Genomic DNA, 19,043 nt, shown 5'->3' with positions numbered 1-19,043 from the left:
CCGCGGAGAACACTTGAATTGTCAGCAAGCACTAGTGCCAATTCAAGGAGCGGGAACCATGTGCCTCATGTGTGATGGATGGTCAGCCGAGGAAGTTCGGCAGCACATCGACAACCTTATTGAGCGGCACGGCTGGGCCATCCCCTACGTGGAAAGCCCTAACCCGCGCAAGATTTTTGGCTACACCGTGGGTCTCACCAAGATTGGGGCGCCGGAGTTTTTGGTTCGCGGCCTAGACATGGACGACACCGTGGAGATGCTGAACAGTTTAGCTTCGGCGGTTGCCCTGCGGCACGAACGCTTTGCTCACGGGCATACCTCTGATTGGCGCAACGGACGGACGCTGTATTTCTCTCACATGCACGGGGCAACCAACTTTGCCCTCAATGCCTATAGCCGTTACGGCAATGCAGTCAGTGTCTTGGAGGTTCATTTTTTGGATCAAAAAGTTCCGGAACTCTCCTCGGCCATGAAGCTCAGGGGGCAATCCGCATCGATTGGTTTGGGGCGCGGAAACCATCTGAACTAATGCGCATCCAGTATCTTTGCCCGAGTCATAAACACCGTCAGCGCAGAGAAGAAATCACCAACTGTGACTGGTCGAGTAGGAAAATGACGACGAGTTGGTCACACGCCACGACTCGATAGCGGGTGTTTCATGGATTTGCTACTACTCACTCACCGCGGCATTGGGCGGCCGACCCGTGGAGTCGGTAGGCTGGGGGCATGGCATTTCGTAACCGTCGCGCAGCTAACCTTCCCGCAAAACTATCCCGCTCTTGGTTGTTAGTAAATGCAGCCAAGCCCGAGGACTTTGCGCCGGCTTTGGCCTCCGAGGCCGACTCGGTCATTTTCGACATGGAAGCGGCAGTTCCCGACGATAAGAAAGATGCCGCACGCGATGCCGTGGTCGAGGCGCTTTCCACCGGAATGACCGCCTGGGTGCGTGTTAACGGTATTGATACCGATTTCTGGGCCAAGGACTTGGCTGCCCTCTCTAAGGCGCCGGGACTTCGCGGTGTCATGCTGGCCATGACCGAAAAGCCCGAGCAGGTCACCTACACGGCCATGCGCCTTCAGGCCGGTACTCCGGTGCTCGCCCTGATCGAATCCGCTCTGGGTATCGAAAGCGCTACTGCCATTGCTTCGGCCCCCGGCACCTTCCGACTTGCCTTCGGAGTTAATGACTTCCGCAAGGACACCGGCGTCTCCGGTGACCCACTTGCTCTGGCTTACGCCCGAGGCAAGCTCGTGGTCGCATCACGCGTTGGCAAGCTCCCCGGTGCCATCGACGGACCGTCTGCTCCCGGTGCCGACGCGGCAGAGGTTCTCTCGGATTCCGCGATCACCGCATCCATGGGCATGACCGGCAAGCTGTCGCTCTCACGGACTCAGGTTGATGAGATCAACTTGGGCCTTTCGCCCAGCACCGACGAGCTGTCCTGGGCACACGACATGCTTGACGCCCACGCGGCCGGGGCCACCGTTGGTGACGGTTCGTACCTGCCGCGTCTGGCCCGCGCCCAGAAGATCGCGGATCTGGCTGACTCCTACGGATTGTGGAACGCCTAAAACTTTTCTCACTCTTAGGTGAGTACAGGCCGGGTAGCTGCGCGTCACGTGCGACTGCCCGGCTTTTTTCTGCCTCCATTCACCGAGCGCGATGAGCGCCGTTGCCTTGTCTGGAGGGGGCTTCCGGCAGAGACTGGTGGCATGGGAGTCCAAGGATCGCCTCCGGTTGAGGCCAATACCTGATGGTTAACCTTTACGAGAAGTATGTTGTGCCGCGCCTTGTCGCATTCTCCTGCTCGAATGCGTCCCTGGCACCGCTGCGTGAGCGAGTGTGTGCCGGGTTGAGCGGGCGCGTCCTTGAATTGGGTTTTGGATCCGGCAGCAACGTGGGGCACTACCCGATGGGCGTGAGCGAAATTGTGGCCATCGAACCCTCCGACACCGCGTGGCGACTTTCAACACCCGTGCGGGAGTCCTCGAGGATACAGATCGTTCGCGGGTCACGTGATGGGCAGGTGCTGAACGAGCCCGATGCCCACGTTGACGCGGCGCTGAGCACCTTCACGCTGTGCACCATCCCCAATGCCCTTGCCGCTCTGGCAGAGGTCCGCCGGGTCCTTAAACCCGGTGGACCTCTGCACTTTCTGGAGCATGGGCTAGCCCCGGATGCTGAGGTTCAACGATTCCAACGCAGACTCGAACCCATCCAGAAGGTACTAGCCGGCGGCTGCCATCTCACCCGCTCCACCGCCGAGATGCTGAGGGAAGCGGGATTTGAGATCACCGAACTTGATACGTTTTACCTTCCCGGGGCACCTAAGAGCGAGGGGGCGCTGAGCCTTGGAATCGCGCGGTGAGCGTGAGTCCTCGGATCTCCTCCTACTCGCGGGTGTAGCGGGTCACCAGCTCGCGCTTGAGAACCTTTCCACTGGGGCCCAGCGGGAACTCGGTAAGAATTTCAATCAGGCGCGGGTACTTGTATGCGGCCATCCGTTCCTTGGCGTATTCTCCAATGCTGTGCGCATCTAGGGTGCTACCTGACACCAGCGTCACGGAGGCCACGATTTCTTGGCCGTGCGTGTCATCGTCAATACCGAAGACCGCGGCGTTGGTGATTTCCGGGTGGCCAACCAGAACCTCCTCAACCTCACGGGGGTACACGTTGTAACCGTTGCGCAGGATCATGTCCTTCTTTCGGTCCACGATGGTGATGTAGCCGTCGGCATCCTTGGTGCCTAGATCCCCGGTGCGGAACCAACCATCCACTACAGCCTCGGCCGTGGCCTCGGGGCGATTGAGGTAACCGGAGAAGAGGTTGTGCCCTCGAATCACCAATTCGCCCAGTTCCCCGGTCTCCAGTAACTCGATGCTCGAGAAAACTTCCGGGCGGGCGACCTCCACCTCAATACCCCAGACCGGCTGGCCTACCGTCCCGGGTCGCGGCTCGCTTCCTACCTGGTTGAAGGAGGCCACCGGCGAGGTTTCGGTTAGACCGTATCCTTCATGAATTTTCGCGCCGAAGTGCTTGTTGAAGTCCTCGAGGATGGCCAACGGGAGGGCGGCACCGCCGGAGACCGCATAACGCAGCGCGGGGGCCGGCTCCGGGCGTGCCTTGGCCGCGGCGAGCAGCCCGACGTACATCGTGGGAACTCCCACGAAGATGTTGACTCCCTGATCCAAAATCAAGGAGAGGGCGGCCTCGCCGGTGAACTTGGGCAGCAGCATGATCTCCGCCCCGGCGCGCAATCCGGTATTCAGTGCCACTGTTTGCCCGAAGGTGTGGAAAAGCGGCAGTCCGCCGAAAATCTTGTCGCCCCTGCGCATGTCGAAGGTGTTCAACAACAGCACGTTGACCTGCTCGATGAGGGCGAAGTGGGTGCCGAGCGCTCCCTTGGGTTTGCCGGTGGTTCCCGAGGTGTACAAGATGGTGGCAATGTCTAGTGGAGAACGCGGCAGGTAGGTGTCAATGGGCGTCGCCGACGCGGCGAGGTCCTCCAGTCGCTTACATTCCCCGGGCTCTGGGGACATGACCGTTAGAACGCGGGCCCCGGCGGCGGTTGCCCCCGGGCCTCCCTCTGCCAGCAGCGGAGCGGCGCAAATGAGCAGGCTGACCCCTGCATCGGTGAGCATGTACTGAATCTCGTGACGCTTGAGTAGCGCGTGTACTGGCACCGCAACGGCCCCAAGAGCCAACACCGCATAGTAGACACGAGCGAAGTCGGGAACGTTGGGGATCAAGATGGCTACTCTGTCGCCCTCGGTCACCCCGGCATCGCGCAGCGCACCGGCATAACCTCGGGTCTGATCCCATAAGTCACGGTAGCTGGTGCTTGTCCCTGCCAGCGTGATGGCTGGCAGATCGCCATGGCGTCTGGCGCCCTCGGCCAGAATCGCGGCAACGGACATGGTGGCGTTCGGAACTGCATCGTTCACGGTGGTTCTCCCAAGACAGATGATTGATCAGGCCTTTGCCAATCGTGCTGTCACGCTCATGATCTGTCAATGCTACCGAGCACCGGTGCTGATGCTCGGGGCTTGATCAGGGTTAGTTGCTGGCGCCCATGACCGTGGCGATAGGGGTTTGTCCATCAACGAAGTTGATCGTCCGACCGATGCTTGCGGCAGAATCCAACGTAGCCACGATGGCCAACGCGGTATTGGCTCGGGAGGTGGAGGTATCGGCGGCCAGATCGGGGTCGCCGTTGATGAGGCCGGTGGCTTCCTCGAGGGTCAGGGTACCGGGTCCGAGGATGGTGTAGTCGAGGTCGCTGCCACGCAGGTGATCATCGGCGGCAATCTTTGCGGCCATGTAGGGGTAAAACGGGTCATCCAGGGGCACCAGATATTCGGTGCTTGCGCTGGCGAAGGACACCATCACGAAGCGCTTGATCTCGGCGAGCTGCGCCGCGTTCATGGAACGAATCGCTGCATCGCGGTCCACGGCATAGGTACGGTCGGGGTTTCCTCCGCCGGCCCCAGCTGACCAAACGATGGCGTCGGATCCTGCAAAAGCCTCGGCCATTTCGGTGGCTGTCGCATTTTCCACATCAAGCACCACGGCGCTGGCACCGGTGGCGGCCACATCGGCGGCGTGGTCAGGATTGCGGATAATCGAGTTGACGCTGTCGCCGCGTTGGGACAGAAGATTTGCCGCTAATAGTGCGATTCGTCCGTGTCCGCCAATGATCGTGACCTTCATGGTTTTCCTGTTCTCTCGCGCGGTGCCGAATCCTCCGGGAAAAATGCCCGGTATCAGCTATGTTTTGAGCCTACACATAAAGAGCTTCCGCGGTGCGGCCAACCGCGTTGATTGCCCGTTGGGCGCAGTCGGGAATATTTCCGCTGACCAGCACCATCAAGCTCAGCAACTGCCACTGCTTGCTTCGGCCCAGCAAACAGAGATTAGGCGGAAACCAGAATGCCATCCTCGTCCGAATAAAGCGTCGCCCCCGGGGTGAACGTGACGCCTCCGAAGGAGACTACCAAGTCCACGGCACCAACCGAGTCCTTGGCGCTCTTGCGTGGATTCGAGCCGAGGGCCTTGATGCCGAGGGGCGTTTCGGCTAGCGCCACACGGTCACGGATCGCGCCGTAGATCACGACCCCTGCCCAGCCATTTGTCACCGCTGCCGCGGCGATCATGTCGCCCATCAGCGCCGATTCCAGTGAGCCGGCTCCGTCAACCACCAGTACTGAACCATCGCCGGGGGAGTTCAAAAGCGACTTGACCAGTCCGTTGTCGCGGTAGCAGCGCACCGTACGGATAGGTCCGCTGAAGCGCGGGTGGGCACCGAGGTTCTCGAATTGCAGGGAAACCGATTGCAGGGTTTCGTCGTCGTCGAAAAGATCGCAGGTCGTGAATGTCATGCGCCCCAGCATACGAGTCTTGGGGTCAATACCCATGTGGTGTTACGGCATCCAGTGTTTTGACGAGGAGTTCGGGGTGTCCGCTGGGATCGAAAGCTTGCTCTGCCTCTCATTTTCTCTCATGATTTTGGCCGGACTCGACTGTGCGTCTATTCCGTAGCTGGATTGGTTGCGTCGGGACGTACCGGCACATGGTTCCACCCGCACCGCTTCGGGGCACGAGCTTTCACGGGGAACATTCAGCTTTCCGCGCCACAAAAACACGGCCACCGGCCCTGTGGCCCCCGTATAGTTGTTCGTACTATGGATGACCCCCCTTCACATATGCCCTGGCCCTTCTCCTTATCTGCCGGATTGATTCCGACACCCACCGGAGAGGGGCGCCCCAATGTATGAATGGATCATGATCGGCATTGGCCTGGTCCTCACCGTGGGCACCGGCCTGTTCGTTGCCTCCGAATTCGCGCTGGTCAACTTGGACCGCAACGACCTTGAAGCCCGCGCCGCGCGCGGCGAAAAACGCCTGGGCACCACCATCAAGGCCCTGAAGATCACTTCCACGCACCTCTCCAGCGCCCAATTGGGCATCACCCTGACCACGCTGCTCACCGGCTACACCTTCGAACCGGCCATCAGTTCGCTGCTGCGCGGGCCGTTGCTGGCCGTCGGGATTCCTGAAGGGATCGTGCCGGGCATCGGTGCGGTGATCGGCATCTTTATCGCCACTGTCTTCTCCATGATCATCGGCGAGCTGGTCCCCAAGAACTTCGCCCTCGCTCTGCCGTTGGCTACCGCCAAGATCGTCGTTCCTTTCCAGGCCCTGTTCACCACCGTCTTCAAACCGGTGATCCTGCTGTTCAACAACACCGCAAACTCGATCATCCGGTCCTTCGGCATCGAGCCCAAGGAGGAGCTCTCCGGGGCACGCAGCGCCGAGGAACTCAGTTCCCTGGTGCGCCGCTCTGCATTGGAAGGGGTCCTTGACCAGGACCACGCCACGCTGCTGCACCGCACGCTGCGCTTTTCCGAACACAGTGCCGCCGATGTCATGACCCCGCGCGTGCGCATGGTCGCGGTGGATGCGGAGCACAACGCCGAGGACATCATCTCCCTGGCCATCCAGACCGGTTTCTCCCGCTTCCCGGTGATCGGCCGGGACCGCGATGAGATCCTGGGCGTGCTGCACGTCAAGCAGGCCTTTGCTTTGCCCATGGAACAACGAGCGACACAGCTCGCCACCGACCTGATGCATGCACCGTTGCGCATCCCCGAATCCATGGGCGTCGAATCCCTCCTGGGACTGCTGCGCCAGCAAGGCCTGCAGGTCGCTATCGTCTCCGACGAGCACGGCGGCACCGCCGGCATCGTCACTCTCGAAGACCTCGTCGAGGAGATCGTCGGGGAACTCGAAGACGAACACGACAAGGTCCGTGTCGGCGTCGTGAAAACCGGACGCTCAGTGACCTTCGATGCCTCACTGCGGCCCGACGAACTGCTGGACCGCACCGGGATCAAGGTCCCGGACGGCGAGGAATATGACACCCTCGCAGGTTTCGTCACCGACCGACTCGACCGGATCCCCGAACTCGGCGACGAAGTGTCCCTCCCCGAGGGCACCCTGCGCGTCGAACGAGTACTGGGCACCCACATCGAACGCCTGAAATTCACTCCGGATGACCCCTCCCGGAGCGAACACGACCAGATCATCGAGAACATGACCCAGGACCTGACCCATGAGTGAATATCTTCCCGGAATCATCTGGCTCGTCGTGCTGCTGGTCATCAACGCGTTCTTTGTCGGCGCGGAATTCGCCGTCATCTCCGCCCGGCGTTCGCAGATCGAGCCGAAGGCCGAGGCCGGTTCCAAGGCGGCGAAGACCACCCTCTGGGCGATGGAACACGCCACCTTGATGCTGGCCACCAGCCAGCTGGGCATCACCGTGTGTTCCCTGGTGATCCTGAACGTCTCCGAGCCGGCGATCCACCACCTGCTCGAAATCCCGCTCGGCTTCACTTCCCTGAGTGCCGAGGCCATCGGCATCATCGCGTTCATCGCGGCCTTGCTGCTGGTCACCTTCCTGCACGTGGTGATCGGCGAAATGGTCCCGAAGAACATTTCCTTCTCGGTGCCCACGCGTGCGGCACTGATTCTGGCTCCGCCGCTGGTCATGGTGGCCCGCATCGTCAAACCGGTGATCTGGAGCCTGAACGGCATCGCCAACGCCATCCTGCGCCTGTTCAAGGTGGAACCCAAGGACGGGGCGACCAGCGCCTACACCCTGGATGAGGTGGCAGCCATCGTGGAACAATCCACCCGTGACGGGATGCTCAACGATGCCAGCGGCACGCTGAGCAAGGCGTTCGAGTTCACCACCAAGAAGGTCTCCGATGTGGAGGTTCCGCTCGGCGACATGGTCATGTTGCCGGAGGGTTCTTCCCCAGCCGACATTCAGTCCGCGGTGGCCAAGCACGGGTACTCTCGCTACATCCTGGTGAACGCCGACAGGGAACCGGTTGGCTACCTGCACCTGAAGGACGTCATGGACCTGACCACGACGCAGAAGCTCAACGAGGCGGTTCCTGCGAAGCGTATTCGGGCACTGGCCTCCACTTTCAGCGGTGGCGAGTTGGAAGACGCCCTGGCGGTCATGCGCCGCACCGGTGCCCACGTGGCGCGGGTGTTCGATGCTGAGGGGAACACCACTGGTGTGCTCTTCTTAGAGGACATCATCGAGGAACTGGTCGGCGAGGTGCAGGACGCCACTAGCGCCTGACCCGCAAAGGTGGGAACCCAGCGGGGCTGCATCCTTCGGGGTTGCAGCCCCGCTCTTTTCGCTCTATTCCCGCTTGGCTCTTGCCATAGCCCCGGGGCTATCAAATAGCGAGGAACCAACACTTGAGGGGCCACACGAGAATCATTCGGGTCGAGAATCCCCAGTGCCGGACACTCTTCGTGGTTGTGCGCCTTCCCTGAAACGGCAAGTAGACCCATCCAGTCTTAGAGCCGATGGTCCATCATTTCAAGACCACCAGAGCGTTTCGTCGATTTCTTCGCCCTCCGCTGCGCGATGAACGGTCTTACGCAATTCTGCCCAGACAGGGTCGCTTTTGGCCGACCGGACGACAGTAGCGAGTCCCACGCTTGCAGATCCTAGGCGTTCGAAGGTGCTGCGTTTCACGACGTAGAACAACCATTGGCCAAGATCCACGGGGTTGTAATTCTCGTGAGTCATTGCGGTCTAAGCGCAAAAGACGTACACGTGGGCATTCGGGCCTTTTCCGCCAAGGTCGTGACTATGGCGGGGGTGATATCGGGTGCCTCGCAAGCCGCTTAAGTTGATCCGGCTCGGCCTGTGCTTTTCCCTCGTGGCGACCCGCCGAAGGAAAGACACTTTGGAGGCCCGAGGGTTAGGAAAATGATGGGTCACATCACAACGGATCAACATCGAGCCTGCCAGCAGATACTAGGTTTGCCAAGAACTATTGGAGGAAGATGGCACTTTCTGGAGATCGGAGAACATCAATAGCATGATTAAACATCACATGATGTTTAATCATGCTATGCTGATTCCATGATCAAGACATACGCCACCGTTGCAGCAGGGTTCACCGTCTACTCGGACGCCATCTCGATGAACTTCCCCGCTGGAGAGCAGCACATCAAGGTGTCCGAAGCCAGTACTCAGACACCCTCCCACGTACTGGTTACCGGCACTGACGCCAACGACTACGTTGCCGCGGCCATGTGGATTGATTACGCCCACCAACTCGGGAACAAGGTCGCTGCCCTCATTCCTTACCTGCCCGGAGCACGTCAGGATCGCGGCAACCCCTTCGGCGCTCAGGTGTACGCAAATCTCATCAACTCGATGAAGGCCGATCGCGTCGTCTGCTTCGACCCGCATTCCCCAGTGATGCCCGAGCTCATCAACAACCTCGTAGTGGTTGATTCCGATTCCGTTATCAGCGCCGCGTTGCGCGTTAGTACTCGGGCCTACGTTGGAGTGATCGCCCCCGATGCGGGTGCCGTAGCTCGAGCCCAGCGAGCAGCGACCGCACTGGGCGTGCCTCTCTATCGTTCGGTGAAGAAGCGCGAATTTGCCACCGGAAAACTGTCGGGATTCGACTGTGAAACGCTTCCGGCCGAGGGCCGACTGTTGGTGGTGGATGACATTTGCGACGGCGGTGGAACGTTCATGGGCCTGGCCACGGCGACCGGGCTACCCGCTGATCGTCTGGATCTCTGGGTCAGCCACGGAGTATTCTCCGGCCGCGCAGCCAACCTCACCGAAGCTTACGGCCGGATCTTCACCACCGATTCCCATCCCGGACATGAGAACCCGGCGGTTGCAGCGACCATCGTGCCCCTGATGGCACACCTGGTTCAGGCGGCCAACGCCACCCTTTGTCAATCCTAGAAAACCAGCTACCCACCGCCTGGAAAGGACAGAACATCATGAATACGCTCACTAGCCCCTCGGTCACCGCCCCACTTTTTGAAACCGACGCCTACAAGCTCGGCCACCGCGGCCTGTACCCGGACGGCACCACCGGGGTGCTCTCGAACTTCACCAACCGTGCCAGCCGCATCCAAGGCATTACCAAGGTCGTCCACTTTGGATTGCAAGCCTTCCTGCAGGCCTATTGCGTAGAGTCCTTCGCACCCTTCTTCGCCGCCGACGAGGATACGGCGGTGGCCGAGTACAACACCATATTGGAAAGCATTCTGGGCACCGAGCACTCAATCGCCACCGACCACATCCGCGAGCTGCACCGCAAGGGATACCTCCCGCTGATCTTCCGTTCCTTGCCCGAGGGCACCCGCGTCCCCTTACGAGTTCCCTCCTTCACCGTGGAGAACACCGAACCCGGGTTCTTTTGGCTGGTCAACTACATCGAAACAGTTCTCTCCGCAGCGATCTGGCAGCCGTCCACTTCGGCTACGCTGGCCGACGCCTACCGCGGAATCCTCGACGCGGCGGCACAACGCACCGGAGGCTCCCGCGCGGGAGTGAACTTCCAGCTGCACGATTTCTCCTTCCGCGGGATGCCCGGCGCCGGTGCTGCGGCGGCAAGCGGTGCGGGACACCTACTCTCGTTCAGCGGTTCGGACTCGCTGGCCACGCTGGACTGGGTCCGGCGCTACTACCCGGGGCAGAACAATACGCCGGTGCTCGGTTCGGTCCCGGCCACAGAACACTCAGTCATGTGCGCTGGCATCAGTGAATCCTCGGAACGTGAAACGTTCCAGCGGATCTTAGATATCCACCCGCGTGGCATTGTCTCGGTGGTGGCCGACACCTTTGATTTATGGAAAGTCTGCACCGAGATCTTGCCGGCCCTAAAAGCGAAGATTCTGGCCAGGGACGGCAAACTCGTGATCCGTCCCGACTCCGGGGACCCCGCCACCATTCTGTGCGGTACCGGGTCCGAGAGTGGGTTCGAGGTCAAGGCAAAAATCCGGACTCCGGAATCGGACCCCGCGTTTTTTGGTGTCGTCCAGCTGCTGTGGAACACCTTCGGCGGCACCATCAATGCCAAGGGCTTCCGAGTCTTGGACCCACACATCGGCACCATTTATGGGGATTCGATCACCCCAGATCGTGCCCTCGACATCTGCCAGCGTCTGGAAACAGCAGGATTCGCCGCGGAGAACGTGGTCTTCGGCGTGGGTTCGTACACCTACCAATACGTCACCCGAGATACCTTCTCCTCGGCGATCAAAGCCACCTGGGCACTGATTGACGGAGTGGAGCACAACCTGCTCAAGGATCCGATTACCGATTCGGGAATGAAGAAATCAGCCACTGGACGTCTCGCGGTGACACGCGACAATTCCGGGGACCTGGTATTGATTGAACGAGCTACCGCCGAACAGGAAGCCGTATCACTGCTGGAACCGGTATGGGCGGATGGGAAGTTCCTGCGCATCCAGTCCTTCGACGACGTCCGCGGTGTGCTGGGCAACCTCGCCTGAACCGCCTAAAACATCGCAGAAAGGATTTGCACGGTGTTCCGTCAAGAGTCCGAAGGCGTCGTGCGGTCGAGAGCCATCGAGGAGCCGGCGAAGCAACAAGACTTCGGTAATATCGTCCTCATGCCCAACCAGCCTTTGGTGTCGATTGATGCCGTGCCCATGATCATGCATGAGGATTCGTTGCACGTGGTGCTTGGGGTGCGCGAGAATAATCCCTTTGCCGGCCAAGCTGCGCTGCCAGGTGTTCTGCTTAACGCCCACGAGCGGGTCAGCGAAGCGGTGTTGCGGGCGCTGTTATCCAAGGCAGGTGTCCAAGAAAGCCAGATCTTGAGCACCGTGGACGTTGGGGTATTTGACGACTTCGAGCGTGACGAGCGCGGCCCGACCCTATCGATCACCCGCATGGTGATTTTGGATGGCACCTCCGTGCTGGCGGATCCTCGGGTGCGCCTCGTACGACTGAACACCCTGCCGCAGCTGCCTTTTGACCATGCTTCGATCGTGGCTGTTGCGGCGGGTGTGCTGCTTGACGCCCTGTGGATCAACATGGCGGCAACTCGTGCGCTGCTGGGACCATCCTTTAATACCGCGGCGGTGATCGCCCGCCAGAAGGAACTAGCCTTGGCCGCCGGCCGAGCCGTTCCCGAAAGTGCCAACGTCGGGCGGTCCCTGCAGGCGAACAAACTCCTGCAACGGGTCACCGACCCAACTCCAGCCGGCGGCCGTGGCCGGCCGCCGGCACTCTGGGAGTGGGTCGGGGAGAAGCGCCTTTAGCTGAAGGTGTTACGGCTGGTGCCCAAAGACTCGATGCTGGTCTCCAGCACGTCCCCGGCCTTGAGCCAAGGGTGTCGTCCCGCCTCATTGCGGCGGCCCAGCGCCACTCCGGCCGGGGTGCCGGTGAGAATAACGTCGCCCGGTCGCAGCTCATTAAACGTCGACAGGTACGCCACCAGCGCCGCGGGGGAGAAGACCAAGTCCGAGGTTGAATCCTGCTGAACGACCGCACCGTTGACCCGTGTAGTGATTTTCGCGTCCTGCGTGAAGTCCTCGGCGGTGACCATCCACGGGCCTAGCGGTGACGCCGCATCCCAGCACTTGCCCTGGGTCCATTCAGGCGTCCTGCCTTGGAAGCCGCGCATCGAGACGTCGTTGGATACGGCGTAACCGGCGATGTGCGCAGGGGCGTCTTCCTCGGAAATGCGCCGGCCGGTTTTGCCGATGATGACGGCGAGTTCGCCTTCCCAGTCGATGCGGTGATCTTCGGCCGGAATCTCGATCACATCGTTGGCTCCGGTAAGTGAGGAAGCGAACTTGGTGAAGACCGTAGGGAATTTCGGTTCCTGCTCCCCGACCTCGGCGATGTGATTGCGGTAATTCAAGCCGATACAGAAGACCTTTGACGGGTTGGAGATCAGCGGGGCATAGTCGGCCAGCGCAAGGGATTGACCAGTGCGTGTGGCAGCGGCGTCCACGGCTGCGGTTTGCTCGGTGTGCTCGGCGTCGAGGAACGCACCAACGTCGGCAAACCCTTCAAGCTCGGTGAAGGTGTCCTCGGTGATCAAGACGGCGACCGTATTTTCTGGCGAGCCATTTCGGCGCAACGTAGCAAGTTTCATAGGCTTATCTCACCATATGCAGGGTTATGCTCTGGCACTTGTGTCAGATTTTGTCGTTCCTGGTGAGCGCCGCTGATCCGTCGTTTTCATGCGGCTGACTTGATGTTTTGGTATCTAAAGGTGGCAGTGCGTTCTCCCGTTAGTGCAGCGGAGCCCCTCATTCTCTACTGTCACTAGGATGAGCGGAGCCAAGGCGGAACGTTCGCACCACCTCATCGCGGGCTTTCTAGGCGGCGACGGCCTCTGTAGGTGATGAGGTGGTAGCTGAGGTGTTGAACTTCTGTGCGGGCGTCGACTACTGCATGCGCCGCCCAACGTTCGAGGGTCAGTGTCGAGCTGACGCTCAGGAACCCGTCAGTAAGACACAAGAATCCTCGTGGGAATCTTTCGTTTATCTCCGTGCTGACGTTCAAGGATTTTGAAAGTCATTCACAATTTAGCTGACAAATTCGACACGAGGCGAGTCCTCAATTATCTCAATATTGATGCAGATCTGGTGTCAATTGATGAACGGGTTGAGCGCCAAATAAGTGCCCTGAAGTGCCGCGCTGACGAAGTCGTATCGAGTGGCCCTCCCGCGGCCTCAGCAGCCTGAGTGGGTGAAATTGCGGAGCCGATTTCCCCGGGCAAACGGGCGGTGCCGCGCCGTCATTTGTGCGAGATGGAAGGTGGCGGGGGACTTGCCTCTCGAGGCGCGACGTTCGATCGCTTTGGTGATTTCCCCTGAAGCGCCGACGGAGCGGAGCCCGCTAGGAAATATGGCGAGCTTCCGGCAGACGCGTTGATGCTCGAATCCACCTTTCGCAGGGTCCCGTATTCACGCGAATTTTGACATCTCCTAGTCAAAGTCGCTTTGCTGTTTTGGGGTTCGAGACAAAAATTCGATGTGAGGATGACTACAAATTTCTGACCAAAAAATCTGTTTGTTGGGCAACTGTCCGAGTGTCATCTGAGGGATCGCGAGCGGTAGTTTCACTCAAAGGTGATCGCATGCGCCCAAGGGCCCAATTTCCGAATGTTTCCGGTGATTTTTCGACATTTCACCAACCTAAAACTTGCCCTATAAATTTTGTTGAAGAATCAACAGTTTGCCCGCGGTTGCACCAATTGCAAACCAATCTCGAGGCGGCCCGATGAGTGCCCTCGGGTGGATATGAACCGCTCATTCCCGTATGTTTACACGGTATCTAAGGCTTTTTGGCCGACGAGAGCAGACTACGTAACCATAGTGAAGTAGGTTTTGATGTGTTTGAATTTGTTGGCGAAAGATTCCGCCAAATATTGTTTGCCTCTTGGCAACATTTCTCCCTCGTTGCGCAGTGTCTAATCCTCGCAACGATCATCGCCGTGGTTCTCGCCACGCTGGTGTACAAGAATAAATCTCTCTCCTCCCTGGCCAACGGCGTCTCTGCCATCGGCCTGACAGTTCCATCATTCGCCGCCATTGGTTTGCTGATCGCGCCCTTCGGATTCGGTGTCACCCCCGCAGTCATCGTGGTCACGTTCTTCGCCGCGTTACCCATCGTGCGTAACGCCATCGTTGGCTTGGCAGGTATTTCGCCCTCCATCGTTGAGTCTGCACGTGGCATCGGCATGAGCCGCTTTCGAACCCTGGTCACCATCGAACTTCCCATGGCATGGCCGGTCATCCTCTCCGGCATTCGGGTCTCGGCCCAGATGGTCATGGGTGTCGCGGCAGTTGCTGCCTACGCGCTGGGCCCCGGACTTGGCGGATTCATCTTCTCCGGCCTCTCCCGTTTGGGTGGAGCCAAGGCCTTTGACTCCGTGCTTGTCGGCGTCATTGGCGTGGTCATTTTGGCCTTCATTCTTGATCTCATTCTGATCGGCATTGGCCGACTAACCACTCCGCGAGGTATCCGTGTCTGAATCTTCCGACGCCATTACTGGCGCATCAATTTTGCTCGACCAGGTCACTAAGCAGTACCCGGGCCAGGCTAAGCCGGCCGTCGGTGGCCTGACGCTCGAGATCCCTGCAGGAAGCATTGTCATGTTCGTTGGCCCATCGGGCTGCGGAAAGACAACCACCCTGAAAATGATCAACCGACTGATCGAACCAAGCAGTGGCAAGATCGTGATTAACGGCGAAGACGTCACCAAGATGGACGGTGACACGCTGCGACGCCGGATCGGCTATGTCATTCAGGCCGGCGGACTCTTCCCCCATATGACGGTTGCCGCCAACATCGCCATCGTTCCGAAGATGCTCGGATGGAACAAGGAAAAGATTTCCGCTCGCGTGGATGAATTGCTTGAGCTGGTTTCCTTGGATCCGGCCATCTACCGCGACAGGTACCCGAAGGAACTTTCCGGTGGGCAGCAACAGCGCGTTGGTGTGGCCAGGGCTCTGGCCGCGGATCCGCCGGTACTGCTGATGGATGAGCCCTTCGGCGCGGTTGACCCCATCACGCGTCAGCGGCTCCAGGATGAACTCCTGAACATCCAGGCTGAGGTCCAGAAAACGATCGTGATGGTCACTCACGACTTCGACGAAGCCGTGAAGCTGGGCAACTGGATTGCCGTCTTTGATGAGGGTGCCCAGCTGGTCCAGTACGACTCACCCGAGCGCATCTTGGCCAACCCGGCCAACGAATTCGTGGAGAACTTCATTGGCTCCGGTGCCGGGCTGAAACAGCTCACCCTCACCCGCGTCAACGAGGTCGACCTGGTGGATGCCATCACGGCGCTGCCCGGTGAACTTGCTAGCGATGTGCTCTCCCGATTGCAGGGAAGTGGTCAACAGCAGGCGGTGGTGCTGGATTCCCGTCGCCGGCCGGTCCGTCGACTCAGCCGACGCCAGCTCTCCAGGTTGCAGATCATCGACGACACCGTAGATGACTCAATGCCACTGGTCAGTGACCAGTCCACGTTGAACGACGCATTGGACACCATGCTGGTCTCCAGTTCCGAGACAGCGGTGGTCACCGGTCGACGTGATGTCTTCCGCGGCTTGATCAACGTGCAAACCATCATGGAAGCCATTTCCCAAGCCAACTCCGCGGCCACGGCAGATAGCGACGCCCCGGTTGGCTTGAACTCCGGTGCCATCCCGGCCCTAGCAGTGGAGAACGCCATAGCGGCGGATTCCTCGGGTGAAGCGAACGGACAGGCCGAGCAGCAAAGCACCGGGGAATCACGATGAGTGTCCTGAGCGCCAATGTGGCGCAGGCCGAAGCTCCTGGAGTTCAGGTGGAGCATCCGTGGCGGGTGCTTGGCCTGCAGCTGCTCGGGATTCTGGCGGCTCTCGCCGTGCTAATGATCTGGGTGCTGAACGCCGATCTCAGCGAGACCGAACGCACCACCCTTGATCCGGCAACGCTGTGGGGCTACACGATCGAACACGTGAGCCTGACGATGATGGCGGCAGTGATCGTCCTGATCATCGCCATTCCGCTGGGAATCTTGCTCACCCGCCCGTCGCTGCGACGCTTGAGCACACCCGTCATGGCCATTGCCAACATTGGCCAGGCCGCGCCAGCCATCGGTCTGGTTGTGATCCTCGCCTTCTGGCTCGGCTTCGGCTATTGGGCAGCAGTCATCGCACTGGTGCTTTATGCCATCCTGCCGGTATTGACCAACACCATGGTGGGCCTGCGCCAAGTCGATGAACGACTGGTGGAAGCCGGGCGAGGGATGGGCATGAGCTCCATGGCCGTCCTGCTCAAGGTCGAACTCCCGTTAGCCGTGCCGGTGATGCTCTCCGGCATCCGCACCGCACTTGTGCTCCTTGTCGGTACGGCAACTTTGGCAACATTCATTAACGGTGGGGGCCTCGGCATCTTGATCAATACCGGGGTGAACCTGAACCTCACCGCCGTATTGGTGGCAGGTTCGCTACTGGTGGCGTTGCTGGCGCTGCTCATCGACTGGCTTGGCCGTGTTGTTGAACAGCTAGCCCGGCCGAAAGGACTCTAATATGAATCCACGAAAATGGATGAAACCAACCGCACTTCTGGCCATTGCCGGCGTTCTCTTGACCGGGTGTGGACTCTCTCCTGCCGCATCGTATCTGCCGCCGGCCGGGCCGGGCAGCATTACCCCGCTTCCGGATTTGCCCGATGATGCAAGCATGACCGTGACCAGCAAGGCGTTCACCGAACAGCTGGTGCTGGGCAAGATTGCAGCATTAGCCGGGCGCGCGGCCGGATTTAAGATGATTGACCTGACCAACGTGCCAGGTAGCCAGCCGGCCCGCGAACTGATTCAGTCCGGTCAGGCGAGCATGATGTGGGAGTACACCGGTACCGCGTGGATGACCTATCTCGGTCATGACGAGGGGATTGCGGACCAGCCTAAGCAGTGGCAGGCAGTGCACGACCAAGAGATAGGAAACGGCATCGTGTGGGGCGACCCAGCACCGATGAATAACACCTATGCCCTGGCCGTGCGCTCCGAAGGTATTAAAGAGCTCGGTGGAATCTCCAAGCTGTCTCAGCTCAAGGATTTGGATACCAAGGAACTGACCTTCTGTGTTGACTCCGAATTCAATTCGCGTTCCGATGGGTTGAATCCCTTGCTGGATCTTTATGGACTCAAGCGCGGCGACCCGTCTTCGGTGCCGGATTCAAACGTCGGGATTTATGACATCGGGGCGATCTACAGCGCCACCGACAAGGGCAACTGCAACTTCGGCGAGGTCTTCACCACCGATGGCCGTATCAAGGCACTGGACCTGACGGTGCTTGAAGACGACTTGGGTTACTTCCCTGCGTACAACGTGGCACCCGTTTTCTTCGGGGAGTTTGCCGACAAGTACCCCGGCATTGAAGAAGTTTTCGCGAAAATTTCTCCCAAGCTGACGGACGAAGCGTTGCGTGAAATGAACCTCGAGGTCGACGTCAATGGACGCGAACCAGCAGATGTTGCATTCGAATGGATGGTCAAGGAAGGCTTTATCTCCGAGCCATAACGGAGCAAAAGCTGCATACCAAAAAGTGCCTCGGGTTGGTTTCACATGAAACCGGCCCGAGGCACTTTCATCTCCAATCCGCGTCGTAGATCGGGCGTTTGCGGACGATTGATGCCACCGGACGGGAAGGTGCTCCAGACCGGTGGACAGAGTTTGCCCACGAATTGTGGTGGGCATGATGCTAAAGCACTTTGGGACCTGCCCACTTCCAGGAACGTCAGCTTTTTCCTGCTGGGTATCGGACAAGGGAAAGGGGAGAAACGACGACGGTGTGGGGGGTGGTTTCACTCGAAACCGGCCGGAGCCTGGTGCATATAGCGAGGTCATAGCCCCGCCATGGGCAGAATATACGTTACCCACAGGAGCTGCGGCCAGAGTTAGTGGAAGAACATTTGCCCAACTCTGGAGGAATAAACCGTGAATACCGCGATCATGCTTGGCGCCGACGTTATTGCCATTGCCATCCTGACCTTTGCCCTGTATCTGCGTCGACACCGACGGCGCGATCTCATGGTTTCCTATTTGAGCGTCAACATTGGCGTGCTGGCCGTCGCCGCCGCACTTTCCGGCTCCAGCGCCGGTGTGGGTCTCGGACTTGGGCTCTTCGGCGTCCTGTCGATCATCCGATTGCGCTCCTCCGAACTTTCCCAGCACGAAGTGGCGTACTACTTCGCGGCGCTGGCACTGGGCCTCATCGGTGGCATTGGCGTCACCCCCCTCTGGCTGGGAATCACCTTGATGGCCATGATCGTGGTGGCACTGTGGATTGGTGATCACCCCTCGGTGCTCCCGCGCTACCGCCACCAGCAAGTCATCCTCGACAGGGCTATCAGCCACGATGCCAGCCTGAAGCTCGAGCTGGAACGTGTCTTGGGTGGCCGGGTGCACACCTTTGAAATCAAGCAGCTGGATCTGGTCAATGACAAGACACTTGTTGAGGTGCGTTATGAAGCACCGTTGGGCCATGCCCCGGACATCGAATCGATCCCATCCGAGCAGCTACCAGATCGGGCCGCCTCCCAGAGCTCAATTTCCGCGACGCCCACCGAATTTCCGGGAGCAAGCCCGGCACCGCGCGCCCAACGCTAGCTGAAAAAGACCACCACCACGCCCGATCAACCGCCGCCTTCGGAAAGGACGCGAC

The 19,043-nt window shown here is 59.7% G+C and carries 18 protein-coding genes; 13 read left to right on the top strand and 5 right to left on the bottom strand.

The window, feature by feature from the left end; genetic code table 11:
• The first annotated feature begins 67 nt into the window (after positions 1-67).
• From KUF55_RS15450 to KUF55_RS15440, 3 genes are all read left to right on the top strand, one after another.
• Positions 68-529, top strand: a complete 462-nt coding sequence (locus KUF55_RS15450) for a DUF4262 domain-containing protein (protein ID WP_218817179.1) — start codon at positions 68-70, stop codon at positions 527-529.
• Positions 530-726: 197 nt separating this feature from the next.
• On the top strand, positions 727-1,572 hold the full coding sequence (locus KUF55_RS15445) for a CoA ester lyase (RefSeq protein ID WP_218817178.1): 846 nt from the start codon (positions 727-729) through the stop codon (positions 1,570-1,572).
• A 209-nt stretch (positions 1,573-1,781) separates the two neighbouring features.
• A complete protein-coding gene (locus KUF55_RS15440; RefSeq protein WP_255557095.1) occupies positions 1,782-2,369 on the top strand; it encodes a class I SAM-dependent methyltransferase in 588 nt (195 codons plus the stop codon).
• Positions 2,370-2,391: 22 nt separating this feature from the next.
• On the opposite strand, the gene KUF55_RS15435 is transcribed toward KUF55_RS15440, so the two are convergent.
• The 3 genes from KUF55_RS15435 to rraA all read right to left on the bottom strand — a co-directional run bounded on the left by KUF55_RS15435 (position 2,392) and on the right by rraA (position 5,379).
• Complete coding sequence (locus KUF55_RS15435; protein WP_218818826.1) at positions 2,392-3,918, bottom strand: long-chain fatty acid--CoA ligase; 1,527 nt, start codon at positions 3,916-3,918, stop codon at positions 2,392-2,394.
• A gap of 139 nt (positions 3,919-4,057) precedes the next feature.
• Complete coding sequence (locus KUF55_RS15430) at positions 4,058-4,711, bottom strand: SDR family oxidoreductase (protein ID WP_218817176.1); 654 nt, start codon at positions 4,709-4,711, stop codon at positions 4,058-4,060.
• A 203-nt stretch (positions 4,712-4,914) separates the two neighbouring features.
• Positions 4,915-5,379 carry a ribonuclease E activity regulator RraA gene (gene rraA / locus KUF55_RS15425; RefSeq protein ID WP_168150541.1) on the bottom strand — a complete coding sequence of 155 codons (465 nt, stop codon included), beginning with the start codon at positions 5,377-5,379 and terminating at the stop codon, positions 4,915-4,917.
• Positions 5,380-5,767: 388 nt separating this feature from the next.
• Here rraA and KUF55_RS15420 point away from each other — a divergent pair, with 388 nt between their 5' ends.
• Both KUF55_RS15420 and KUF55_RS15415 read left to right on the top strand, forming a co-directional pair.
• Positions 5,768-7,120, top strand: coding sequence for a hemolysin family protein (locus KUF55_RS15420; protein WP_218817175.1), 1,353 nt, complete (start codon positions 5,768-5,770; stop codon positions 7,118-7,120).
• The gene (locus KUF55_RS15415; protein ID WP_168150539.1) at positions 7,113-8,153 is read left to right on the top strand and encodes a hemolysin family protein; all 1,041 of its coding nucleotides are present in this window, start codon (positions 7,113-7,115) and stop codon (positions 8,151-8,153) included. The genes KUF55_RS15420 and KUF55_RS15415 overlap by 8 nt, the downstream gene beginning before the upstream one ends.
• A 246-nt stretch (positions 8,154-8,399) precedes the next feature.
• Here KUF55_RS15415 and KUF55_RS15410 read toward each other — a convergent pair whose 3' ends face one another.
• Complete coding sequence (locus tag KUF55_RS15410; protein ID WP_218817174.1) at positions 8,400-8,612, bottom strand: hypothetical protein; 213 nt, start codon at positions 8,610-8,612, stop codon at positions 8,400-8,402.
• A 339-nt stretch (positions 8,613-8,951) separates the two neighbouring features.
• On the opposite strand from KUF55_RS15410, the gene KUF55_RS15405 reads away from it, so the two are divergent.
• The 3 genes from KUF55_RS15405 to KUF55_RS15395 are packed head-to-tail and all read left to right on the top strand — an operon-like array spanning position 8,952 to position 12,130.
• Entirely contained in the window at positions 8,952-9,797 is an 846-nt protein-coding gene (locus KUF55_RS15405) for a ribose-phosphate pyrophosphokinase (protein ID WP_218817173.1), read from the top strand.
• A gap of 38 nt (positions 9,798-9,835) precedes the next feature.
• Positions 9,836-11,356 (top strand): nicotinate phosphoribosyltransferase, encoded by a 1,521-nt coding sequence (locus tag KUF55_RS15400; RefSeq protein WP_218817172.1) that lies wholly within the window; start codon positions 9,836-9,838, stop codon positions 11,354-11,356.
• A 33-nt stretch (positions 11,357-11,389) separates the two neighbouring features.
• A complete protein-coding gene (locus KUF55_RS15395) occupies positions 11,390-12,130 on the top strand; it encodes a hypothetical protein (RefSeq protein WP_218817171.1) in 741 nt (246 codons plus the stop codon).
• On the opposite strand, the gene KUF55_RS15390 is transcribed toward KUF55_RS15395, so the two are convergent.
• Positions 12,127-12,972 (bottom strand): fumarylacetoacetate hydrolase family protein, encoded by an 846-nt coding sequence (locus tag KUF55_RS15390; RefSeq protein ID WP_218817170.1) that lies wholly within the window; start codon positions 12,970-12,972, stop codon positions 12,127-12,129. The two genes, KUF55_RS15395 and KUF55_RS15390, sit on opposite strands and share 4 nt — an antisense overlap.
• Before the next feature lie 1,245 nt (positions 12,973-14,217).
• On the opposite strand from KUF55_RS15390, the gene KUF55_RS15385 reads away from it, so the two are divergent.
• The 5 genes from KUF55_RS15385 (at position 14,218) to KUF55_RS15365 (ending at position 18,988) form a co-directional block, all read left to right on the top strand.
• Entirely contained in the window at positions 14,218-14,859 is a 642-nt protein-coding gene (locus tag KUF55_RS15385) for an ABC transporter permease (protein WP_168150534.1), read from the top strand.
• On the top strand, positions 14,852-16,132 hold the full coding sequence (locus KUF55_RS15380; protein WP_218817169.1) for an ABC transporter ATP-binding protein: 1,281 nt from the start codon (positions 14,852-14,854) through the stop codon (positions 16,130-16,132). Before KUF55_RS15385 ends, KUF55_RS15380 begins: the two co-directional genes overlap by 8 nt.
• Positions 16,129-16,905 (top strand): ABC transporter permease, encoded by a 777-nt coding sequence (locus KUF55_RS15375; RefSeq protein WP_168150532.1) that lies wholly within the window; start codon positions 16,129-16,131, stop codon positions 16,903-16,905. The genes KUF55_RS15380 and KUF55_RS15375 overlap by 4 nt, the downstream gene beginning before the upstream one ends.
• Before the next feature lies 1 nt (position 16,906).
• Positions 16,907-17,899: a glycine betaine ABC transporter substrate-binding protein gene (locus KUF55_RS15370; protein WP_218817168.1), complete on the top strand. Its 993-nt coding sequence runs from the start codon at positions 16,907-16,909 to the stop codon at positions 17,897-17,899.
• A 417-nt stretch (positions 17,900-18,316) separates the two neighbouring features.
• Positions 18,317-18,988, top strand: a complete 672-nt coding sequence (locus tag KUF55_RS15365; protein WP_218817167.1) for a DUF4956 domain-containing protein — start codon at positions 18,317-18,319, stop codon at positions 18,986-18,988.
• The last annotated feature ends 55 nt before the right edge of the window (positions 18,989-19,043 follow it).

The sequence above is a fragment of the Paeniglutamicibacter sp. Y32M11 genome, assembly GCF_019285735.1.
GTDB lineage: Bacteria > Actinomycetota > Actinomycetes > Actinomycetales > Micrococcaceae > Paeniglutamicibacter.
Note: the sequence above shows the minus strand (reverse complement) of the source record. Positions and strands in the feature narration are given on the sequence as shown.